19 protein-coding genes are annotated in these 22,274 nt (G+C 74.4%); 12 read left to right on the forward strand and 7 right to left on the reverse strand.

Annotation, left to right across the window (positions count from 1 at the left end):
- The first annotated feature begins 545 nt into the window (after positions 1-545).
- Complete coding sequence (locus tag HHL19_RS24550; protein WP_169092513.1) at positions 546-1,352, forward strand: SGNH/GDSL hydrolase family protein; 807 nt, start codon at positions 546-548, stop codon at positions 1,350-1,352.
- Here the strand turns inward: HHL19_RS24550 and HHL19_RS24555 are convergent.
- Positions 1,336-2,364, reverse strand: a complete 1,029-nt coding sequence (locus HHL19_RS24555; RefSeq protein WP_169092514.1) for a protein kinase — start codon at positions 2,362-2,364, stop codon at positions 1,336-1,338. The two genes, HHL19_RS24550 and HHL19_RS24555, sit on opposite strands and share 17 nt — an antisense overlap.
- A 297-nt stretch (positions 2,365-2,661) precedes the next feature.
- Here HHL19_RS24555 and HHL19_RS24560 point away from each other — a divergent pair, with 297 nt between their 5' ends.
- On the forward strand, positions 2,662-2,934 hold the full coding sequence (locus HHL19_RS24560; RefSeq protein ID WP_169092515.1) for a hypothetical protein: 273 nt from the start codon (positions 2,662-2,664) through the stop codon (positions 2,932-2,934).
- Between the two features lie 156 nt (positions 2,935-3,090).
- Here the strand turns inward: HHL19_RS24560 and HHL19_RS24565 are convergent, their stop codons facing one another.
- From HHL19_RS24565 to HHL19_RS24575, 3 genes are all read right to left on the reverse strand, one after another.
- A complete protein-coding gene (locus tag HHL19_RS24565) occupies positions 3,091-4,287 on the reverse strand; it encodes a CaiB/BaiF CoA-transferase family protein (RefSeq protein ID WP_169092516.1) in 1,197 nt (398 codons plus the stop codon).
- Positions 4,288-4,348: 61 nt separating this feature from the next.
- On the reverse strand, positions 4,349-5,125 hold the full coding sequence (locus HHL19_RS24570; protein WP_169092517.1) for an ABC transporter permease: 777 nt from the start codon (positions 5,123-5,125) through the stop codon (positions 4,349-4,351).
- Positions 5,122-6,060 (reverse strand): ATP-binding cassette domain-containing protein, encoded by a 939-nt coding sequence (locus tag HHL19_RS24575; RefSeq protein WP_169092518.1) that lies wholly within the window; start codon positions 6,058-6,060, stop codon positions 5,122-5,124. The genes HHL19_RS24570 and HHL19_RS24575 overlap by 4 nt, the downstream gene beginning before the upstream one ends.
- 60 nt (positions 6,061-6,120) lie before the next feature.
- Between HHL19_RS24575 and HHL19_RS24580 the strand changes: the two genes are divergently transcribed.
- Positions 6,121-6,888, forward strand: coding sequence for a TetR/AcrR family transcriptional regulator (locus HHL19_RS24580; protein ID WP_169092519.1), 768 nt, complete (start codon positions 6,121-6,123; stop codon positions 6,886-6,888).
- Here the strand turns inward: HHL19_RS24580 and HHL19_RS24585 are convergent.
- Genes HHL19_RS24585 through hmgA form a run of 3 tightly spaced genes read right to left on the reverse strand, consistent with a single transcriptional unit; the run spans position 6,875 to position 10,251 of the window.
- Complete coding sequence (locus HHL19_RS24585) at positions 6,875-8,083, reverse strand: type ISP restriction/modification enzyme (protein WP_169092520.1); 1,209 nt, start codon at positions 8,081-8,083, stop codon at positions 6,875-6,877. The two genes, HHL19_RS24580 and HHL19_RS24585, sit on opposite strands and share 14 nt — an antisense overlap.
- 49 nt (positions 8,084-8,132) lie before the next feature.
- Positions 8,133-8,882, reverse strand: coding sequence for a GntR family transcriptional regulator (locus HHL19_RS24590; protein ID WP_169092521.1), 750 nt, complete (start codon positions 8,880-8,882; stop codon positions 8,133-8,135).
- A gap of 55 nt (positions 8,883-8,937) precedes the next feature.
- Entirely contained in the window at positions 8,938-10,251 is a 1,314-nt protein-coding gene (hmgA, locus tag HHL19_RS24595; protein ID WP_169092522.1) for a homogentisate 1,2-dioxygenase, read from the reverse strand.
- Positions 10,252-10,385: 134 nt separating this feature from the next.
- Here hmgA and HHL19_RS24600 point away from each other — a divergent pair, with 134 nt between their 5' ends.
- The 9 genes from HHL19_RS24600 (at position 10,386) to HHL19_RS24640 (ending at position 22,235) form a co-directional block, all read left to right on the forward strand.
- Positions 10,386-12,431 (forward strand): right-handed parallel beta-helix repeat-containing protein, encoded by a 2,046-nt coding sequence (locus tag HHL19_RS24600; RefSeq protein WP_169092523.1) that lies wholly within the window; start codon positions 10,386-10,388, stop codon positions 12,429-12,431.
- Positions 12,428-13,255, forward strand: coding sequence for a cupredoxin domain-containing protein (locus tag HHL19_RS24605; RefSeq protein ID WP_240981857.1), 828 nt, complete (start codon positions 12,428-12,430; stop codon positions 13,253-13,255). Before HHL19_RS24600 ends, HHL19_RS24605 begins: the two co-directional genes overlap by 4 nt.
- Positions 13,252-14,559 (forward strand): hypothetical protein, encoded by a 1,308-nt coding sequence (locus HHL19_RS24610; protein WP_169092524.1) that lies wholly within the window; start codon positions 13,252-13,254, stop codon positions 14,557-14,559. The genes HHL19_RS24605 and HHL19_RS24610 overlap by 4 nt, the downstream gene beginning before the upstream one ends.
- 19 nt (positions 14,560-14,578) lie before the next feature.
- Positions 14,579-15,226 carry a TetR/AcrR family transcriptional regulator gene (locus tag HHL19_RS24615; protein ID WP_169092525.1) on the forward strand — a complete coding sequence of 216 codons (648 nt, stop codon included), beginning with the start codon at positions 14,579-14,581 and terminating at the stop codon, positions 15,224-15,226.
- A gap of 96 nt (positions 15,227-15,322) precedes the next feature.
- Positions 15,323-17,539: a molybdopterin oxidoreductase family protein gene (locus HHL19_RS24620; RefSeq protein WP_169092526.1), complete on the forward strand. Its 2,217-nt coding sequence runs from the start codon at positions 15,323-15,325 to the stop codon at positions 17,537-17,539.
- A gap of 118 nt (positions 17,540-17,657) precedes the next feature.
- The gene (locus HHL19_RS24625; RefSeq protein WP_169092527.1) at positions 17,658-19,076 is read left to right on the forward strand and encodes a CitMHS family transporter; all 1,419 of its coding nucleotides are present in this window, start codon (positions 17,658-17,660) and stop codon (positions 19,074-19,076) included.
- A gap of 128 nt (positions 19,077-19,204) precedes the next feature.
- On the forward strand, positions 19,205-19,804 hold the full coding sequence (locus HHL19_RS24630; RefSeq protein WP_169092528.1) for a hypothetical protein: 600 nt from the start codon (positions 19,205-19,207) through the stop codon (positions 19,802-19,804).
- A complete protein-coding gene (locus HHL19_RS24635; RefSeq protein WP_169092529.1) occupies positions 19,791-20,597 on the forward strand; it encodes a class F sortase in 807 nt (268 codons plus the stop codon). The genes HHL19_RS24630 and HHL19_RS24635 overlap by 14 nt, the downstream gene beginning before the upstream one ends.
- A 246-nt stretch (positions 20,598-20,843) precedes the next feature.
- Complete coding sequence (locus HHL19_RS24640; protein WP_169092530.1) at positions 20,844-22,235, forward strand: aldehyde dehydrogenase family protein; 1,392 nt, start codon at positions 20,844-20,846, stop codon at positions 22,233-22,235.
- Positions 22,236-22,274 lie beyond the last annotated feature (39 nt).

Genomic DNA, 22,274 nt, shown 5'->3' on the forward strand with positions numbered 1-22,274 from the left:
ACGGAGGCGATCTCCTTGCGGGACCCGCGAGTTGGCATGACTGGCCGCGCGGTACCCGTGACTCGGCGCAAACGGACACACCGAACACGGCACCCCCCTACCGCGCCCCGCTCCGGGAGCCCTCGACCGGCCGGCTTCTCCCCTGAAGCCGCTGTGCCGAAGGATCGATGCGGGTGAGATGTACGACGGTATTGATGAATGGGACTGTATGGCAAGTCCCGCTGGTGCGGCCCGGTTTCTGGCACTTTGGCGAGCGATCGGTGCTCGTAAGCGATCTCTTGTCGATCGGATTCGATCAATCCGTTTTCGGGGTGGGAAGGGTGGGGTTCCGTCGCGTTCCTGTGGGGGTGCGGGCGCCTGGGTCGTGATCCCGTTCGATCGCGAGCACGGAAGCGGAGCTTACGGTTCCTCAGGTGGCCGGAAAGTGACGGCGCCTGAGGGATGTTCACTCACTCTCCAGGGTCAGTTTTGACATGAACACTTCCGGAAAAGCGGATCCGATGCTACTTCCTGGTAGCGCAGAGATCCTGCTACAGGGAGGTTCCATGAAACTGTCGCGATTCGCGGCCTTCGCGTCCTCGCTCCTGCTCGGTTCCGTCCTCGCCCTGACCGGGGCGGGAGCCGCGCATGCCGCCGAGTCCGCCGCCGTCGACTACGTGGCCCTCGGCGACTCGTACTCCTCCGGCGTCGGCGCCGGCAGCTACGACAGCGCCAGCGGCAACTGCAAGCGCTCCACCAAGGCCTACCCGCGCCTCTGGGCCAACGCCAACGCCCCCTCGTCCTTCGCCTTCACCGCCTGCTCCGGCGCCGTCACCACCGACGTCACCACCAAGCAGCTCGGCCCGCTCACCTCCGCCACCGACCTCGTCTCGCTCACCGTCGGCGGCAACGACGCGGGCTTCGCCGACGTCATGACGACCTGTGTGCTCCAGTCGGAGTCCTCCTGCGTCAACCGGGTGAACCAGGCGAAGGCGTACGTCGACTCGACCCTCCCCGCCCGCCTCGACGCCACGTACAACGCGATTCGCGCCAAGGCCCCGGCCGCCCGTGTCGTCGTCCTCGGCTACCCGCGCTTCTACCAGCTGAACGGCAGCTGCATCGCCGGCCTCAGCGAGACCGAGCGCGCCGCCATCAACGGCGCCGCCGACCACCTCAACGCCGCCCTCGCCAAGCGCGCCGCCGACCACGGCTTCACCTTCGCCAGTGTCGTCCCGGCCTTCACCGGACACGAGATCTGCTCCAGCTCGTCCTGGCTGCACAGCCTCAACTGGCTCAACATCGGCGAGTCCTACCACCCGACGGCCTCCGGCCAGTCGGGCGGCTACCTGCCGAGCTTCAGGAGCGCGGCGTAGCGGCGGGTCCCCCCACCTCCGCACCCGTACCCGCGGCGCCGGGAACGGCCGGAGCGGTGCTCGACGCCCCGCCCCCGCCCGGACCGGCGCCCGGATCCTCGGCCCTGACGGCCTGCCAGACCAGTGCCGCCAGGATCACCAGGAGCCCCACGACACCGGCGGCGACGACCGCGCCCCGCCGGGGCCCCCGCCGCCCCTCCGCGCCCGCGCGCTCCTTCGTACGCGCCCCGCGCACTCCACCCGGGCCCTCGCGCTCCCGATCCTCCGGCCACCCCGGCCCGAGCCCCGGCCCGTGCTCCGGTGCGCGCCCCTCGGCCGTCGCCTCGCCCCGCGGCCGCTCCCCGGCCCCGGCGACCCGCTCCAACTCCCGTACGGCCCCGGCCCGCACGTCCGCGTCCCGGTCGGCCAGGCCCTTCACGACCGGCGCCAGCGGCCCCGAACGGGGATCGGCGACCATCCCGCCCAGCAGCGCGCCCAGCGACCCCGCGTCCTCCTCCGGGCCCGGCGGCGGCGCGTCCGGCGCGTCACCCGGCGCCGAGGTCCCGGTCGCCACGCCCGTCACCACCACCCGCCCGTCGTTGGCGAGCAGCACCCGGTCCGGGCCGAGTTCGCGATAGGGGACACCGGCGGCTCGCGCCGCCCGCAGCGCCGCGAGCACCCCGAGCGCGATCCGCGCCGCCTCCCGGTCCGGCAGCGGCCCGTCCGCCTCCAGCGTCTCCGCGAGGCTCAGCCCGCGGACCAGCTCCATCACGATCCACGGCCGGCCGCGCTCCACGACCACGTCGTACACCTCGGCCACGCCCGGATCCGAGATCGCCTCCGCGGCCCGCGCCTCGCGCTCGACCCGCGCGTACAGCGCCGGCTCCGCGCCCTCCGGCGTCCCCGGCGGGGCGTGCACCTCCTTGACGGCCACCTCGCGGCCGAGCGCCTCGTCGCGGGCGCGCCAGACGATTCCCGCCGCGCCCTCCGCGAGGGCGTCGAGCAGCCGGTAACGGCCCGCGATCAGCGTCATGGCCCCACGGTAGCCGCGCCCCCGCCGGGTGGCGACCCACCCGGACGGACCTCGGTGGCGTAGATCACACCGGCTCGCGGGGCCGTGGGCGGACGGTGGGAGGGCAGGATGGTTCATGACGGTTCGGTAGGTGTTCGAACGCTGTCCAACTCGCCCTGGAATCAGATGGATTCGGAGAGTGAGCGTCAACCCCCGTACGAGTGTGGTGTTTCCCGTCGGCGGGATACACGCGTGTCACTGTGGGGCGATAGGGTTAACCTGCCCGGGCCGGGTGCCCTCGTACGGGTGGGGAGTGACATGGAACAGATAACGATGCGCAGCAGGCCGCGTGTGCCTGCCATCACCTGCGGGAGCAGCGCGACCAGTTCGCGCCTCGACCGCCATCTCGCGGTGCTCGGCGGTCCCGCCGTGCCCCAGCGCGAGGTGGCCGAGGCGACGCTGCTCATGCGCGAACTGACGGTGCGTCGCCACGACGCGCCGGCCCAGAGCCCGCACGGCGGCCGGGCGCGCGTCTCGCTCTTCGCACCCCTCCGCCGCCTCCGCCGCACCCTCTTCGGCGCCCGCCACTAGGGCCTGTCCGACGATTCCCGCGTGCCAGGGCATCCGGAGCCGCGTCCCCGACGCGCCCCGTCCGCCCCGGTGCGCCTCCCGTAACCACCCGCACGTCGAGAGCGCCGGACGCGTCCCCGCCCGTCCGGCGCTTCGTCGTACCCCCTGGACGTCCGCTCAGCCGATCACCCCGGCCGCCCGCAGCTCCTTCCGCCGCGCCGTCGGCACGCCCAGGGCGGCCAGGACCGTGTCCGTGTGCTCGCCGAGCGCCGGGACCCGGCCCATCGGGGCCTCCGGGGCGTCGGGGAAGACGACCGGCGGCAGCAGGGACGGCAGGGGGCCCACGGGGGAGTCCACCGGTCGCCAGCGGTCCCGCGCGGCCAGCTGGGGGTGACGCACCAGCTCCGCCACCGAGTTGAGCCGCGCGCAGGCGATGCCCGCCGCGTCCAGGCGCCGTACCGCCTCCTCCGCCGGCAGCGCGCCGAGCGCCGCCCCGACGGCCGCGTCGGTCGCCGCCCGGCCCGCGACCCGCGCCGCGTTCGTCGCGAACGCCGGGTCGTGGGCGAGCTCCGGCCGGCCGAGGACCCGCTCGGCGAGCCGCCGCCACTCCCGGTCGTTCTGCACCGAGAGCAGCACCTGGGACCCGTCCGCCGTCGGATAGGCGTCGTAGGGGGCGATCACCGCATGTGCGAGCCCCGTGCGCGCCGGGGCCGTACCCCCGTGCGCCCCGTGGTGCAGGGGGTGCCCCATCCACTCCGCGAGCGCGTCGAACAGCGAGACCTCCACCGGCCCGCCCCGGCCCGTCGTCCCGCGCCGCACGAGGGCGGCGAGGACGCCGGTGTACGCGTACATCCCGGCCGCGATGTCGGCGGCCGGGACGCCGGACTTGACGGGCTGCTCCGGGGTGCCGGTGACCGAGACGAGCCCGGTCTCGCACTGCACGAGCATGTCGTACGCCCTCCGGTGCGCGTACGGGCCGTCGGGGCCGTACCCGGAGACGTCCACGGCGACCAGCCGGGGGTGCGCGGCGCAGAGGGTGGCCGCGTCGAGGCCGAGCCGGGCCGCCGCCCCGTGCGCGAGGTTCTGCACGAAGACGTCCGCGTCCGCCACGAGCCGCCCCACGAGCTCCCGGCCGCGCGGGTCCTTCAGGTCGACGGCGACCGACTCCTTGCCGCGGTTGCACCAGACGAAGTGCGAGGCGAGCCCCCGGGCCGCGGTGTCGTAGCCGCGGGCGAAGTCGCCGCCGTCGGGGCGCTCGACCTTGACGACCCGGGCGCCGAGGTCGGCCAGCTGCCGGGTGGCGAAGGGCGCGGCGACGGCCTGCTCGACGGAGACGACGGTGATCCCGTCCAGGGGGAGTGGCTGAGTGCTCATGCCCGCCTGCCTACCGCGCCCGGGCCGCCGCTGTCATCAGGAGCCGGCTCACACCGCCGGCTCAGCGGCGCCCGTACCGGCGGACGGCGAGCGGGGCGAGGACCGCGATCAGGCCGAGCGACCAGAGCAGCGAGCCCGCCACCGGGTGGGCCACCGGCCAGGCGGCGCCGGCCGGGACGGGGGCGTCGCCGCAGAGCACGCGGACGGCGGTGGTGACGGCGGAGACCGGGTTCCACTCGGCGACCGTCCGCAGCCAGCCGGGCATGCCGTCGGTGGGGATGTACGCGTTCGACAGCAGCGGCAGCATGAAGGTGGCGCTGCCGAGCTGGCCGGCCGCCTCCTCGCTCTCGGAGGCGAGGCCGAGCAGGATGCCCGCCCAGGTGGCGGCGGAGCGGAAGAGCAGCAGCAGGCCGAAGGCGCCGAGGGCTTCGAGGGCGGTGCCCTCGATCCGCCAGCCCATCGCGAGCCCCACCAGGACCAGCGGCACCATCCCGACGGCGCTGACCAGGAGGTCGGCGGCGGCCTGCCCGAGCGGCACGGCGGCCCGGCCCACCGGGAGGGTGCGGAAGCGGTCGGTGACGCCCCGGTGGGTGTCCTGGGCGGCCTGGAACATGCCGGTCATCAGGCCGCCGGCGGCGGTCGCGACGAGCAGGCCGGGCACGAGGAAGGCGCGGTACTCGGCGCCGGGCATGGCGAGCGCCCCGCCGAGGACGTAGCCGAAGAAGAGGAGGAAGACGATCGGCATCGTCATCGTCATGACGGTGAGGGCGGGGGCGTGCCGGACGCGCCGCAGGTTGCGGCCGGCCAGGGCGGCCCCTTCGAGGGCGAGGGCGTTCACGCGGCGGTCTCCTTCCGTCCGGTGAGGCGCAGGAACACCTCGTCGAGGGTGGGCGGACGCAGCGAGGCGTCGACGATGTGGATCCCGGCGGCGTCGATCTCGCGGACCAGCCGGGGCAGGGTGAGGGCGGGGTCGGTGGTCACCGCGCCGACGGTGCGGCGCCCGGCGTCCAGGACCGGGACCGAGCCCGTCAGCCGGTCGAGGACCGCGGCGGCGGGCTCCAGCGGCCCGGTCCCGGCGAGGACCACCTCGGCGCGGTGGCCGACGAGCGCCTTGAGCTCGGCGGGGGTGCCGCGGTGGGCGGCCCGGCCGTCCTCGACGAGGACGATGTCGTCGGCGAGCCGGTCCGCCTCCTCCAGGTACTGGGTGGTGAGCACCACGGTCGTGCCCTGGCCCGAGAGCCCCCGGACGGCGTCCCAGACGGCCTCCCGGCTGCGCGGGTCGAGGCCGGTGGTCGGCTCGTCGAGGAAGAGGACCGAGGGGCGGCCGAGGAGGCTCGCCGCGAGGTCGAGGCGGCGCCGCATGCCGCCGGAGTAGGTGCGGGCGAGCCGGTCCGCGGCGCCGGTGAGTCCGAACTCCTCCAGGAGCTCGTCGGCCCGGGCGCGCGGGAGCCGCAGCAGCCGGGCGAAGAGGCGCAGGTTCTCGGCGCCGGTGAGGTCGCCGTCGACGGAGGCGTACTGGCCGGTGACGGCGATCCGGCGGCGTACGGCGGCGGGGTCGCGGACCAGGTCGTGGCCGGCGATCCGGGCGCTGCCGGCGTCGGGTGCGAGGAGCGTGGTGAGGATCCGGACGGCGGTGGTCTTGCCGGCGCCGTTGGGGCCGAGGAGGCCGCAGACCGTGCCCTCGGGGACGGCGAGGTCGAGCCCGCGCAGGGCGTGGACCTCGCCGTACCGCTTCTCCAGACCCTCACTAAGTACAGCGTACGTAGTTGTCATGGGGGCACCGTACCTCACTACGTACGGTGTACGTAACTACGATGGAGGCGAGGTGATGAGATGGCGGGCCGAGCGGCCGAACCCGAAGTGATCTGGGCGCGCCCCGAGCGCGCCGGCCGAGGCCCCAAACCGGCCTTCAGCAGACAGGACGTCGTCGACGCCGCCGTCCGCATCGCGGACGCCGACGGCATCGACGCCGTCTCCATGCGGCGGATCGCCGCCGAACTCGGCTGCGGCACCATGTCGCTGTACAACTACGTCCCCCGCAAGGAGGACCTGTACGAGCTGATGGTCGACGCGGCGAGCGCCGAGTACGTCTTCCCGGACCGGCCCAGCGGAGACTGGCGGGCCGACATGACCGACCTGGCCCACCAGACCCGCGCGATCATGTACCGGCACCCGTGGCTCTCCCGGGTCATGACCACCGCCTACGGCTTCAGCCCCCACGCCCTGCGCTACCTGGAGTGGTGCCTCGGCTGCCTCGTCCCGCTCGACGTGCCCGCCGGACTCAAGATGCAGCTCATCGCGATGGTCAACGGCACGGTCATGGCCACCGTCCGCAACGAACAGGCCCTCGCCGAGCGCGCCCGCGGACTGCCCTGGACCGAGGAGGAGGAGCAGGCGGTGCGCGGCGCCTACCTCAAGGGCCAGGTGGCGAGCGGACGCTACCCGCACCTCGCCGCGCTGCTCGCCGAGCCCGCCGCCCCCGCCGACCCGGACGAGATCTTCGCCATGACCATCGCGCGGCTCCTCGACTCCTTCGCCACCGAGGCCCCGGACCCGGACCTGGACCCGGCCCCGGACCCGGAGAGCGTCACACCAGCATGAACTGGCCCTCCGGGCCCTCCTCCTGGTGGTCGAGCACCGACGCGGGGCGGCGCGCCCGGTCCGGCACCGGCAGCACCCCGGCCGCCCGCAGCGCCGCCCCGCCCGGCCCGCCGCCGTGCGCCGCGAACGGCGCCCGCTCCGCCTCCCGCGCCCCGAGCAGCGCGAGCACGGTGATCAGATCGAGGAGCTCGGAGGTCCACTCCTGCGGCCAGGCCGCGGGACCGATCGCCTCCAGCGACCCCGCCTCGGCCGGCGCGGTCCGGCGCGCGAACCACTGCTCCAGGACCCGCACCCCGCCCACCCGGTACTCCCACGCCGCCTCGGGCACCGGCGAGATCCGCCCCTCGCCGATCGCGAGGACCTCGCCCTCGGAGTCGTACGCGAGCGATTCCGGGCGCGGCGGAAGAGCCGCCCGCACATACGGCCGGCGCCCGCCCGGCAGCCGCGGCCGCGCCCCGCTCAGGGCGCCCCGCAGCTGGACGTCCATCAGCTCCCGCCCGAGCGCCACGCCCGCCGCCCACGCCCCCGCGTCCGCCGGCAGCGGCACCCGGCACCCGGCGGGGGAGGGGGCACCGGCCGCGACGACCCAGGCGAGCCACGCGACCGGCTCCACCGCCCCGTAGCGCTCCCGCAGGAAGCCGAGCAGTCCGGGCGCCAGGTTCGGCTCCGCACCGCCCGGCCGCCGGAACAGCGGCCGGATCCGGCCCGGACGGCCCGCCGGCGAACGCCCCTCGGGCAGCGCGCCGGTCACGAGCAGCGCCGGCCCGGCCGCCCCCGGCACGTACCCCTGCTCCACGGCGAAGAGCTGCGGCTCGCCCGCCACCCGCCACAGCTCGGGCCGCGCGGTGTCGAGCAGCCGGTGGTCGGGCAGCAGCCACTGCTCGTCGAAGGGCCCCGACAGCACCCGCACCGGCTCGGGACAAGGCCCGGACTCCCGCGCGAACCGCCCGGTCCCGGTCCGCTGCCCCGGCAGCGCCGCCACCGCCGTCCCCGTCGACCGCGCCCGGCTCGGCCGGAACAGCGCCTCCCGCTCCCCGCCCTCCGCCCTCACCAGCCGGTCCCACCGCCCGCGCAGCGTCCGCACATCGGGCGCCACGACCCAGGCCCTGCCGAACCGCAGCGGCGCCACCGACCACGGCATCAGCTCATCGAGCAGGGGAGTGTCGTCGTCCGGAGCCTCAGTCACGCCCCGCATGCTAACGAGCGCGGAACGGAGGCGTCAGTGTGCCTCGGCCGTCGCCGTGTCAGTGCGCCTCGACGGTCACCGTGAAGGAGAAGCGGTCGCCGCGGTAGCGGATGCGGGCGACGTCGACGACGCGGCCGTCCTCGGCGTAGGTGACGCCGGTGTAGTGGAGGATCGGGGAGAGCAGCGGGACCCGCAGGAGTTCCGCCGTCTCCGGGTCGGCGAGGCGGGCCTCGACCGTGTCGGTGATGCGGCTGATCCGCACCCCGACGACGTCCCGGAGGACCTTCGTCATCGGCCAGCGCTCCAGGTCCGCCGGGTCGATGCCGGCGGCGAACTCGGGCCGCACCGCGTTCTCCGCCCAGTTCGTCGGCTCGTCGCTCTCGCCGTCGGAGCGGAGGCGGCGGTAGGTCACGACCTCGGCCACGTCCGGGAAGTACTCGGCGAGCTCGCCGGGCACCGGCTCCGGGCCGTGGCCGAGGACCGTGGTCCGCTCGCCGGACTGCTGGGCGACGATCGCGTCGATCGAGCCGAGCAGCCGGCGCGGGGTGGAGCGCCGGGCGCCCGGCTCGATGAAGGTGCCGCGCCGCCGGTGCCGGCTGATCAGCCCCTCCTCCTCCAGCTCCTTCAGGGCCTGGCGCATGGTCAGCACGCTGACGCCGTAGTGCGCGGCGAGCTGCTCCTCGGTGGGCAGCCGCAGCGAGGCGTCGGGCGTGCGGCCCAGTATGGAGGCGCGCAGGGACTGCGAGACCTGGTACCAGAGCGGGAGCTTGCGGTTCAGGACCAGCGAGTCGGGAGCGAAGGCGGTCACGGCGTTCTCCGTACGACGGCGCGGTGGGGCGGGTGAAGCGGCACTCTACGGCCGTCTACGGCCGGAAATGACGCTCCAGACCCTGCCACACGTCGTCGTAACCGCTCTGCAGGTGGTCGGCGCCGGCGGCCTGCGCGGTCGCCGTCACCGGCCAGCGGGTCTCGAACATGAAGGCGAGACCGTCGTCGATCTTCTGCGGCTTCAGCTCGGCGGCGCTCGCCCGGTCGAAGGTCTCCCGGTCGGGGCCGTGCGCGGACATCATGTTGTGCAGCGAACCGCCGCCGGGCACGAAGCCCTCGGCCTTGGCGTCGTACGCGCCCTCGATGAGGCCCATGTACTCGCTCATCACGTTCCGGTGGAAGTACGGCGGCCGGAAGGTGTCCTCGCCGACCAGCCAGCGCGGGGCGAAGACCACGAAGTCGACGCCGGCCAGGCCGGGGGTGTCGGAGGGCGAGGTGAGCACGGTGAAGATCGACGGGTCGGGGTGGTCGTAGGAGATCGTCCCGATGACGTTGAAGCGGTGCAGGTCGTAGACGTACGGGGTGTGGTTGCCGTGCCAGGCGACGACGTCCAGCGGCGAGTGGTCGTACGTCGCCGTCCAGAGGTTGCCGCAGAACTTGTTGACCACCTCGACCGGGCCCTCGACGTCCTCGTAGGCGGCGACGGGGGCGCGGAAGTCCCGGGCGTTGGCCAGGCCGTTGGCGCCGATCGGGCCGAGGTCGGGGAGCTGGAACGGGGCGCCGTAGTTCTCGCAGACGTAGCCGCGCGCGGTCTCGTCGAGCAGCTCGACGCGGAAGCGGACGCCGCGCGGGATCAGCGCGACCTCGCCGGGGCGGGCGGCGAGCAGGCCCAGCTCGGTGCGCAGCAGGAGCCCGCCGCGCTCGGGGACGATCAGCAGCTCGCCGTCGGAGTCGCCGAAGACCCGCTCCATGGAGGCGTTGGCGTGGTAGAGGTGCACGGCCATGCCGGTCCGCTGGGTCGCGTCGCCGTTGCCGCCGAGGGTCCACAGGCCGGCCAGCCAGTCGGTGCCGGGCGCCGGCTCCGGCAGCGGGTTCCAGCGCAGCCGGTTGGGGTCGGCGACCGTCTCGGCGAAGGGCGCGGTGCGCACCGCGCCGTTGTCGGTCCGGACGAACGGCGGGTGGGCCGCCGAGGGGCGGATCCGGTACAGCCACGAGCGGCGGTTGTGCGCCCGCGGCTCGGTGAACGCGCTGCCGCTGAGCTGCTCGGCGTAGAGCCCGAGCGGGGCGCGCTGCGGCGAGTTGCGGCCCTCCGGCAGGGCGCCGGGGAGCGCCTCCGAACCGTGCTCATTGCCGAATCCGGTGCTGTAGGTGAGCGCCTCGGCCGTCTTCCTGGCCTGCTCGGTCGTCATCGCCCGCTCCTGTCCTGAAAGAAATCCTATGGATGACCGTAGGATTCCGCGCCGCTCCCGTCAACGGGGCGAGGTCGAACCCCGACCGTGCACGGCGGGGTCAAAAAGATGAACAATGCTCTACTCTCGCGGCCATGTCGTGGACCAGAAGGCTCGTCTCCGTGCTCTCGGTCGTGCTCGCGGTGCTCGCCGCGGCCCTGTTCACCGCCCCCGTCGCCCAGGCGCACGAGGAGCGGCCCGTCACCTTCCCTGACGGCTCCGGCAGCGTGCCGAAGCTCCGCACCGGCGAGCCCGACCTTCTTGTCTGCAAGACGGACCGGGCTGACTTCGAACGCCGGATCGCCGCCTTCCCGGCCGCCCTCAAGGCCCGCAACCTGGAGCTCTTCGACCGCTGCGGCCGCTCCGGCCACCGCCACCTCCAGCAGGCCGTCGACGCCGTCGACCGGCCCGGCATGAACATCGCGATCCTGCCCGGCCTGTACGAGGAGGAGCCCTCGGTCCCCGCCCCCACCGGAGCCTGCGCCTCCCTGGACGCCCCGACGTCCTCCTTCGGCTACCAGATCCTGTCCTACGAGCAGCAGGCCCGCTGCCCGCACAACCAGAACCTGGTCGCGATCCTCGGCAAGAAGGACCTCCAGATCGAGGGCACCGGGGCCTCCCGCCTCGACGTGGTCGTCGACGCGAAGTACACCAAGCTCAACGCGATCCGCGCCGACAGGTCCGACGGGATCTACTTCCGCAACTTCACCGCCCAGCGCACCACCTTCAACTCCCTGTACGTGCTGGCCGCCGACGGCTTCGTCATCGACGACGTCCTCACCCGCTGGAACGACGAGTACGGCTTCCTGACCTTCGCCTCCGACCACGGCCTGTACAAGGACTGCGAGTCCTACGGCAACGGCGACTCCGGCATCTACCCCGGCTCGGCCTCGAACATCAACGACGGCCGCGGCTACGACGTCCCCCGCTACTCCATCGAGATCACCGGCTGCCGCAGCCACCACAACATGGTCGGCTACTCCGGCACCGCCGGGGACTCCGTCTGGGTCCACGACAACGAGTTCGACCACAACATGGGCGGCGCCTCCATGGACTCCGCCTTCCCCGGCCACCCCGGACTCCCGCAGAACCACGCGAAGTTCGAGCGGAACCTGATCCACGACAACAACGAGGACTACTACCCGTACGTCGCCGACGGCACCTGCGCCCGCCCGCCCGCCGAGCGCGGCTACGAGAACGGCGTCGTCTGCCCCCAGATCTCCATGCCGCCCGGCTCCGGCATCATCACCGCCGGCGGCAACTGGAACCTCTACGAGGACAACTGGATCTACGGCCACGACCGCACCGGCTTCTACCTCAACGCCGTCCCCGCCTTCATCCGCGGCGAATCCGCCTGGTCCAAGCAGACCGACACCTCCCACCACAACCGCTACGCGAACAACCGCCTCGGCACCGACAAGGCCGGCAACCGCCGCCCCAACCGCACCGACGTCTGGTGGGACGGCCAGGGCCGGGGGAACTGCTGGCAGGACGACACCGGCGCCTCCAGCCCCCGCACCCTGCCCGTCTGCGGCGCCGCCCGCGGCGAGGTCTCCGGCGCCTCCGCCCGGCTCGTCGGCGAACCCGTCAAGCTCGCCCAACTCCTCGTCTGCGCCGACTACAACGTCCAGGCCCGCCGCCTCCCCGCCGGCTGCGACTGGTACGGCGCCCGCGGCCTGGAACGCGTCGAGGTCCAACTCGCCCTCGCCGCCTCCCTGCTCCTCGCCCTCGTCGGCACCGCCCTCTGGTGGCGCCGCCTGCGCGGCCGCCGCCTCGCCGCCCTCGCCCTCGCCACCGGCCTCGCCGGACTCGCCCTCGACGTCGCCGGCGCCACCCTCACCCTCGCCTCCACCCACGTCCCCGCCCTCGCCCTCCTCCTCACCGGCGCCTGGTGGACCGCCACCGGCCTCCTCCTGCGCCCCACCCGGCCCGTCTTCGCCTGGACGACGGTCGCCCTCGGCCTCCTCACCCTCCTGGACGCCTTCGACAAGGCCGTCCTGATGATCCCCGGCATCCCTCTCGGCCCCGCCTGGATCCGCCTCCTCCTCGGCGCCGTCTGGGTCCTCTGGGCCGCCATCGCCGCCGCCGGAACCCGACCCGCCCCCGCCGTCGGCAGCCCGGCCGAGGAGCCCGCCGCATGACCCGCCCGACCGCCCGCACCGTGTCCTGCGGCGTGTCGCGCCCCGCACCCCGCCGCCGTACGGCTCCGCTCGCGGCGGCCGCGCTCGCCGCCGTCCTGCTCCTGGCCGCCGGCTGCGGCGACCGGCCCACCACCCACCACAAGCCCGGCACCGGCCACGAGCAGGCCACCGGCGCCGCCGGCACCCCGCTCGCCGCCCGCGACGACACCGGCCACCGCCTCCGCGACCTGCCCGCCGCCGACGCGCCCACCGTCCGCGCCGAGGCCCACCCGGACACCGAGGGCGGCTGGAACGTCCACCTCACCGTGGAGAGGTTCCGCTTCACCCCCGAGTCCACCGGCGGCGCCGCCCTCACCGGCCGCGGCCACGCCCGCCTCCTCGTCGACGGCCGCGAGACCGCCCGCGCCTACGGCCCCTGGCTCCACCTCCCGCCCGGCGCTCGCACCCTCACCGTCCGCCTGTACGCCGACGACCACACCGTCTGGTCCGTTGCCGGCACCCCCGTCCAGACCACCCTCACCCTCACCCCCGTCTCTCCCACGTCCCCCACCCCCAGCCCGACCGGCCGCACCCTCGACATCCGCGTCGCCGGCTCGACCGTCACGCCGGCCCCCGCCCGGGTCGAGCTGAGGAAGGGGGAGCGGATCACCCTGCGCGTCACCTCCGACCGCGCCGACACCGTGCACGTCCACGGCTACGACCGCGAGGCCGCCCTCACGCCCGGCACGCCCGCCACCCTCACCCTGACCGCCGACCGCACCGGCCTCTTCGAGGTGGAGACCCACGAGTCCGGACTCGTGCTCACCCAACTGGTGGTCCGATGACGGGAGTCCGGACCTCCGCCCTCCCCGCCTCTCCCGTCCCCTCCCTCCCGCTCGCCCACGGCGTCGGCGCCCAGCACGACCTGCCCCTCTCTCCCTTCTACGCCTACGCCGGCGCCTTCACCGCCCTCCTCGTCTCCTTCCTGGGCCTGGCCCTGCTCTGGTCCTCCTCCCGCTTCCGCGGCGACCGCGCCGGCCACCCCCTGCCCGCCTCCCTCCAGCGCCTCGCCGACGCCCCCGCCACCCGCACCGCCCTCCGCCTCCTCGGCGCCGCGCTCGCCCTGTTCTTCCTCGCCCACCTCCTCCTCGGCCCCGACGACCCCGACCGCAACCCCGCCCCCGGCGCCCTCTACGTCCTCCTCTGGGTCGGGCTCGTCCCCGCCTCCCTCCTCCTCGGCCCCGTCTGGCGCCTCCTCAACCCGCTGCGCGCCCTCCTCTCCCTCCGGCCGCCGCGCGACCCCCGGCCCGTCCCCGCCGCCGTCGGCATCCGCCCCGCCGCCGCCGGACTCCTCCTCTTCGCCTGGCTCGAACTCGTCGCCCCCGACAACACCTCCCGTCCCGTCCTCCTCACCGCCCTCGCCGTCCACCTCGCCGTCCAACTCCTCGGCGCCGCCCGCCACGGCGCCGACTGGTTCGCCCACGCCGACCCCTTCGAGGCCTACTCCTCCCTTCTCGCCCGCCTCTCCCCGCTCGGCCGCCGCGCCGACGGCCGGCTCGTCCTCCGCTCCCCCTTCCACGGCCTCGACTCCACCCCCGAGAACCCCGGACTCGTCGCCACCGTCTGCGTCCTCCTCGGCACCACCGCCTACGACGGCCTCTCCGACAACCCCCGCTGGATCACCACCCTCCAGACCTCCTCACTCGGCCCGACCGCCACCGCCACCCTCGGCCTCCTCTCCGCCGTCGCCCTCACCGCCGCCTGCTACGGACTCTGCGCCGGCGCCCTCCGCCTCCTGAACCGCGCCCTCACCACGCCCCTCACCTCCTTCGCCCACTCGCTGCTCCCCATCGCCCTCGGCTACCTCACCGCCCACTACTTCTCACTCCTCGCGGTCGAAGGACCACGTACCGTCATGATGGCAGCGGGCACTGACAACGCCCCCTCGCCCGCTCCACCACTGGGCTCCGCGGGCCTCGCCGTCCTCCAGGTCGCCGCGATCGTCACCGGCCACGTCCTCGGCGTCGTCGCCGCCCACGACCGGTCCGTCCGCCTCTTCCCGCCCGCCAAGGCCGTCGCCGGCCAACTCCCGCTGTTCGCGCTGATGATCGCGTACACCCTCGGCGGCATCGGGCTGCTCATCGCCTGAACAGGATCGGAGCGGCATCATGGACCCCGTGCCCCAGACCCGCCCGCACGACGCGCCCCCCGCGCTCCGCCGCACCCCCGTCCAGCAGCGCAGCGCCGAGCGGCTCGCCCGCATCCTCGACGCCTGCGCCGGACTCCTCGACGAGACCGGCTACGAGCAGCTGAGCACCCGGGCCGTCGCCGTCCGCGCCGGCGTCCCGATCGGCTCCGTCTACCGCTTCTTCGGCAACAAGCGGGCCATGGTCGCCGCTCTCGCCCACCGCAACCTCGACCGGTACGCCGAGCGGATCTCCGCCCGCTTCGAGCGGACGCCCGTCCTCGACGAGCACTCCGCCATCGACGGCGTCCTCGACGAGTTCATCGCGATGAAGCGGAGCGTCCCCGGCTTCGCCCTCGTCGACTTCGGCGTGCCCGCCGCCGATGAGGCCGGGGAAGGGGTCGCCGAGGACCCCAACGGCATGGTCGCCGAGCGGATCTGCGGCCTCCTCGCCGCCCACCTCGGCCGCACCGCCGACGAGACGCTGCGGCGCAAGGTCCTCGTCGGCGTCGAGACCGCCGACACCCTGGTCCGCCTCGCCTTCCGCGCCGACCCCGCCGGCGACCCCGCGCTCATCGACGAGACCCGCCAGCTCCTCCACGCCTACCTCGCGCCCTCCCTCGCCGGCTGACCGCGGGCGCCGCGCGCCGTCACCCCCCTCCCGCGCGTCCCTACCGGTCGGTATGCTCGCCGCGAGCCGCCCCCGCCGCCGCCCACGGGAGACGTCATGTCCACCGCCCCACGCATCTGCCCCCTCTGCGAAGCGACCTGCGGACTCGTCCTGACCCTCGACGGCAGCCGGGTCACCGGCGCCCGAGGCGACCGGGACGACGTCTTCAGCCGAGGCTTCGTCTGCCCGAAGGGCGCCGCCTTCCCCCAGATCGACGCCGACCCCGACCGGCTGCGCACCCCCCTCGTCCGCGAGAACGGCGAGCTCCGCGAAGCGAGCTGGGAGGAGGCCTTCGGCACGATCGCGGCGAGAATCCGCCCGCTGATCGAGGATTACGGCCCCGACTCCCTGGGCATCGTCCTGGGCAACCCCAACGTCCACACGATGGCCGGAGCGCTCTACCCGCCCCTCCTCCTCCGCGCCACGGGCACGAGCAACCTCTTCACCGCCTCCACGCTCGACCAGATGCCCAAGCACGTCTCCAGCGGCCTCCTCTTCGGCGACCCCTTCGCCGTCCCCGTGCCCGACCTGGACCGCACCGACCACCTCCTGGTCATCGGCGCCAACCCGCTGGACTCCAACGGAAGTCTGTGCACCGCCCCCGACTTCCCCGGCCGGCTCGCCGCGCTGCGCCGACGCGGCGGCACCCTCACCGTCGTCGACCCCCGCCGCACCCGCACCGCCCGCCTCGCCGACCGCCACCTCGCCCCGCGGCCCGGCACCGACGCCCTCCTCCTGGCCGCCCTCGTCCACACCCTCTTCGCCGAGGACCTCGCCGACCCCGGCCCGCTCGCCGGCCGCACCGAGGGCGTCGACCAGGTCCGGGACGCCGTACGGGAGTTCACCCCCGAGGCCGTCGCCCCCGTCTGCGAGCTCGACCCCGGTACGATCCGCGCCGTCGCCCGGGAGCTCGCCGCCGCGCCCACCGCCGCCGTCTACGGGCGGATGGGCAGCTCCACCGTGTCCCACGGCACCCTCGCCAACTGGCTCGTCGACGTCCTCAACGTCCTCACCGGCAACCTCGACCGGCCCGGCGGCGCCCTCTTCCCCCGCTCCGCCACCGCTTCCGCGCCCCGCCCCGCCGGGCCCGGCCGCGGCTTCCTCCTCGGCCGCCGCCACAGCCGCGTCTCCGGACACCCCGAGGTCAAGGGGGAGTTCCCGCTCGCCGCGCTCGCCGAGGAGATCGACACCCCGGGGGAGGGCCGTATCCGGGCCCTGATCACCATCGCCGCCAACCCCGTCCTCTCCGCCCCCGACGGCCTCCGGCTCGACGCGGCCCTCGAAGGCCTCGATCTGATGGTCTGCGTCGACCCCTACCTCAACGAGACGACCCGTCACGCCGACGTCCTGCTGCCCCCGCCGCCGCCCTCCCAGAGCGCCCACTTCGACTTCGCCTTCAACGGGTTCGCCGTCCGCGACCAGGTCCGCTACACCCCGGCCGCCGTCCCCCTGGAGGCCGGGCGGATGGACGAGTGCGAGATCCACGCCCGGCTGATCCTCGCCGCGTCGGGCATGCACGGAGCGCCGCCGTCGGCCGTCGACGACCTCGCCGTCGACGCCACGCTCGCCAAGGCCGTCACCCAGCCGTACTCGCCCGCGTACGGCGCCGATCCCAAGGAGTTCGCCGCCGGGCTCGGCGGGGCGAGCGGAGCCGAGCGGCGCCTTGACCTGATGCTGCGCCTCGGCCCGTACGAGCTCACCCTCGACGAGCTGAAGGCCCACCCGCACGGCATCGACCTCGGCCCGCTCGAGCCCCGCCTGGGCGAGGTCCTGAAGACCCGCAGCGGCCGGATCGAGCTCCTCCCGGACCCGATCGCCGCCGACCTGCCCCGGCTGCGGGCCGCCCTCACCGCCGTACCGGAGCCGGCGCGCCTCCAGCTGGTGGGCCGCCGCCATCTGCGCTCCAACAACAGCTGGCTCCACAACACCCCCGCCCTCAACGGCGGTTCCAACCGGTGCACCCTCCAGGTGCACCCGGAGGACGCCGAGCGGCTGCGGCTCGCCGACGGCGGCCCCGCCAGGATCAAGGGCGCGGGCGGCGAGCTGACGGCGGAGGTCGAGGTCACCGACGCGGTACGGCCCGGGGTCGTCAGCCTGCCGCACGGCTGGGGCCACGACCGCCCCGGGACCCGGATGACCGTGGCCGCCGCCCGGCCCGGCGTCAACGTCAACCAGCTGCTCGACGGCACCCTCCTCGACCCGCTCTCCGGCACCGCCGTCCTCAACGGCTTCCCCGTCGAGGTGACCCCGCTCGCACCCGCAACCCCGCTGTGACCTGGGGTTTTGCTCGTATTGCTCACGAGCCGACCCCTTGTTGAGGCCGGAGGGGGGCACCTACGGTCATCCGGACCGCCGCTCGGCGGCTGTTCAACGGTGAACGTGAGGTGCCTCCATGCTGACCGTCCTCGGCTTCGCCATGATCGCGACCTTCCTGGTCCTGATCATGACGAAGAAGATGTCGCCGATCGCGGCGCTCGTCCTGATCCCCGCCCTGTTCTGCGTCGCCGTCGGACAGGGCGCGCAGCTCGGCGACTACGTCATCGACGGCGTCGGCAAGCTGGCCCCCACCGCGGCCATGCTCATGTTCGCGATCGTCTACTTCGGCGTGATGATCGACGTCGGCCTCTTCGACCCGATCGTCCGGGCCATCCTGCGCTTCTGCAAGGCCGACCCGGTCCGCGTGGTCGTCGGCACGGCGGTGCTCGCCGCGATCGTCTCCCTCGACGGCGACGGCTCCACCACCTTCATGATCACCGTCTCGGCGATGTACCCGCTCTACAAGCGGCTCGGCATGAGCCTCGTCGTCCTCACCGGCGTGGCGGCCACGGCCAACGGCGTGATGAACACCCTGCCCTGGGGCGGTCCCACCGCCCGCGCCGCGACCGCGCTCAAGCTCGACGCCGGTGACATCTTCGTGCCGATGATCCCGGCCCTGGCGGTCGGCCTGGTGTTCGTGATCGCCCTCGCGTACGTCCTCGGCCGCCGGGAGCGCAAGCGGATCGGCCACCTCACCCTCGACGAGGCGCTCGCCCCCGGGGCCGACACGGAGACCGTCCTCGTGGGCGCCGGCGCCGAGGGGAAGGGCGCGGGCGAGGGGCGTCCGGCGCCGCGTACGGGCGGCGCCGCCGACGCGTCCGGCGATGCGTCCGCCGAGGAGGGGGCCGAGGGCTTCCGGGGTCTCGACCCGGACCGCGCCACCCTCCGGCCCCGGCTGTACTGGTTCAACGCCGCGCTCACGGTCGGCCTGCTCACCGCGATGATCCTCGAAGTGCTGCCGATCCCGGTGCTCTTCCTCATCGGCGCCGCCCTCGCGCTCACCGTGAACTTCCCGCGCCCCGCCGACCAGAAGGAGCGGCTCGCCGCGCACGCGGACAACGTCCTCAACGTCTCCGGCATGGTCTTCGCCGCCGCCGTCTTCACCGGCGTCCTCACCGGCACCGGCATGGTCAGGCACATGGCCGACTGGCTGGTCGGCGCCATCCCGGACGCGATGGGCCCGCACATGGCGCTGGTCACCGGCGTGCTCAGCCTGCCGCTCACCTACTTCATGTCGAACGACGGCTTCTACTTCGGCGTCCTGCCCGTCCTCGCCGAGGCCGGTGCCGCCCATGGCGTCTCCCCGCTGGAGATCGCCCGCGCCTCGCTCGTCGGCCAGGCGCTGCACATGTCGAGTCCGCTCGTCCCGGCGGTGTACGTGCTGGTCGGCATGGCGAAGGTGGAGTTCGGCGACCACACCCGTTTCACCGTGAAGTGGGCCGCCCTCACCTCGCTGGTCGTCCTCGGGGCGGCGGTCCTCTTCGGGCTCGTCTGACGGGCCTTGGGCCGGAAGGGGGACAGGCGGCCGGGTTCGCGCATGTCGCGACCGTGCGTGTCCATGACGTGACGGATAGTCGGATTATCAGCTGAAATGTCCGACGACATCCTCAGGGAGGAACCCGCATGCTCGCTCGTACCGCCCGCCCCCTCGCCGCCGCCTCCGGCCTCGCCCTCGCCGGGCTCGCCGTCTTCGGCGGCGGCCAGGCCGCCTACGCCGCGCCCGGTGACAACGGCGACGTGAAGATCCACAAGTCGACCACCCCGGTCAACGATCCGCGGAACGAACCGAAGGTCTGCCTGTTCTACCTCGCCGCCTTCAACTTCGACGACGGGCAGGAGATCACGTGGAAGATCGAGCACCAGCCGGGCGGTGGCGCCGTCGAGGACGGCGAGATCACCCTCCCCACGGGCGGCGGCCGCGCCAGCAGTGACCTGGGCCTGCCCGACGGCATGTACAAGCTCACCTGGAACTTCGCGGGCGAGCAGGGTGCCGGCAAGCACAAGGTCTTCCGGGTCGACTGCGAGAACGGCAACGGCGGGAACGGTCACCACAAGCCGCCGCACGGGCCGGTCGGCGCCGGTGGCGGCGGCAGCGCCGAGATCGCGGCGGAGGAGGGCGCCTCGGCCCTCGGGGTCGGCGCGGCCGTCGCCGCCGGTCTCGCGGGCGCCGCGGGCCTGGTGCTGATCCGCCGCTCGCGCCGCCGCAACGATGGCGCTGCGTAAGGCCCGCCTCTCGCGCCGGCGGCGACGGCTCCTCCGGCTCACCAGGACCGTGGCGGTCGCCGCGGTCCTGGTGACCGGGGGCGTGTGGTGGAGCGGGGACGGGGACCCCGCCGGCCGGCACGCCGTCGCCGGGGCCGACGCCAAACCGGACGCCGAACCCGACGCGGCGGCGCCGGACACGAAGTCCCCTCCCGCCGCCGACCACGGGGACGCGCCCCGGAGCCGTACCGGCGCCGCCGCGGGGCGGGCCGACGCGCACACCGCCCCGAAGAAGCCCCCGGCCCCGAAGAAATCCCCGTCCCCGCCCCCGGCCCCACCCGCCCCGCTCGGCCGCTCCCGCCCCACCCTCCTCGCCGTCCCCGCGATCACCATCGAGGCGCCCATCCTGGACCTCGGCCTCGACCGGGCGGGCCGGCTCGGCGTGCCGCCGGTCGACGACCCGCAGAAGGTCGGCTGGTACGCCAACGGCCCCGCCCCCGGCGAGCGGGGCACCGCCGTGGTGGTCGGCCACCGGGACACCCGCACCGGCCCCGCCGTCTTCCTCGACCTCGACTCCCTCGGCCCCGGCAACACCGTCCGGGTCGCCCGCGCCGACGGGCGGGTCGCCGTCTTCACCGTGGACAAGGTGCGCACCTATCCGAAGTCCGCCTTCCCCGACAAGGAGGTGTACGGCTCCACCGGCCGCCCCGAACTGCGCCTGCTGACCTGCGGCGGCGCCTATGACCGGGGCTCCGGCTACGACGCGAACATCGTGGTCTTCGCCCACCTCACCGGTGTCGACAAGACGATCTGAGCGACCGGGGCCTCCGTCGGCCCCGGGTCGGGTACCGTCGCCCGAGAGGGCCTCCGTCCCCGGCCCGAGGCCGCTCGGCGTGCCGCCCGGAGCCGCCGTGGGAACGCCCGCGCGATGAGATCCGCCCCACTCCGGCAGCCCCTGGCGCCCTAAAACTAACGTCGCTAGTTTAGGGGTGGTGGAGCCGAGCCGATCGGCCCCGCCGCCGCAGGCGAGCGGTCGAGTGCAGAGGGAATGGGGAAGCTGATGAAGGCCCACGACGCGATGTACATCGGTGGGGAGTGGCGGCCCGCGGCCGGCTCCGGGACGATCCCCGTCACCGACCCCGCCACCGAGCAGGTCATCGCCCACGTCCCCGCCGGCACGGCCGAGGACGTCGACGCCGCCGTGCGCGCCGCCCGCGCCGCGCTGCCCGGCTGGTCCGCCACCCCGCCCGCCGAGCGGGCCGCCCGGATCGCCGCCCTGCGCGACGCGCTCGCCGCCCGTGCAGAGGAGATCGCCGCCACCGTCACCGCCGAACTCGGCGCCCCGGCGAAGATCGCCGCGGCCGTGCACGCCGGACTGCCGGTCGCGGTGGCCGGCACGTACGCCGAACTCGCCGCCACCCACCCCTTCGTGGAGAAGGTCGGCAACTCCACCGTCTACGCGGAGCCGGTCGGCGTCGTCGCCGCCGTCACCCCCTGGAACTACCCGCTCCACCAGATCGTCGCCAAGGTCGCCCCGGCCCTCGCCGCCGGCTGCGTCACCGTCCTCAAGCCCGCCGAGGACACCCCGCTCACCGCCCAGCTCTTCGCCGAGGCCGTCCACGAGGCGGGCCTCCCGGCCGGCGTCTTCAACCTGGTCACCGGCCTCGGCACGGTCGCGGGCCAGGCCCTCGTCGAGCACCCCGGCGTCGACCTGGTCTCCTTCACCGGCTCCACCGCCGTCGGCGCCCGCATCGGCGCCCTCGCCGGCGCCGCGGTCAAGCGGGTCGCCCTCGAACTCGGCGGCAAGTCCGCCAACGTCGTCCTGCCGAGCGCCGACCTCGCCAAGGCCGTCGCCGTCGGCGTCGCCAACGTCATGTCCAACTCCGGCCAGACCTGCAGCGCCTGGACCCGGATGCTGGTCCCCGCCGACCGGTACGAGGAGGCCGTCGCGCTCGCCGCCGAGGCCGCCGCGAAGTACACGCCCGGCGAGCGCCTCGGCCCCCTGGTCTCCGCCCGCCAGCGCGACCGCGTCCGCGGCTACATCGAGAAGGGCATCGAGGAGGGCGCCCGGCTCGTCACCGGCGGCGCCGAGGCCCCGCTGGAGACCGGCTACTACGTCGCGCCGACCGTCTTCGCCGACGTCACCCCCGGCATGACCATCGCCCAGGAGGAGATCTTCGGCCCGGTCCTCTCGATCCTCCGGTACGAGGACGAGGACGAGGCCCTCGCGATCGCCAACGGCACCGAGTACGGCCTCGGCGGCGCCGTCTGGGGCGAGGAGACCGAGGCCGTCGCCTTCGCCCGCCGCATGGAGACCGGCCAGGTCGACATCAACGGCGGCCGTTTCAACCCGCTCGCCCCCTTCGGCGGCTGGAAGCGCTCCGGCGTCGGCCGGGAGCTCGGCGCGCACGGCCTCGCCGAGTACCTCCAGACCCGGTCCCTGCAGTTCTGAGCCCCGCTCCCTCGCCCCGTCCCGCACCCGCGTCCGCAC

This window comes from Streptomyces sp. R302, from assembly GCF_012927245.1.
GTDB lineage: Bacteria > Actinomycetota > Actinomycetes > Streptomycetales > Streptomycetaceae > Streptomyces.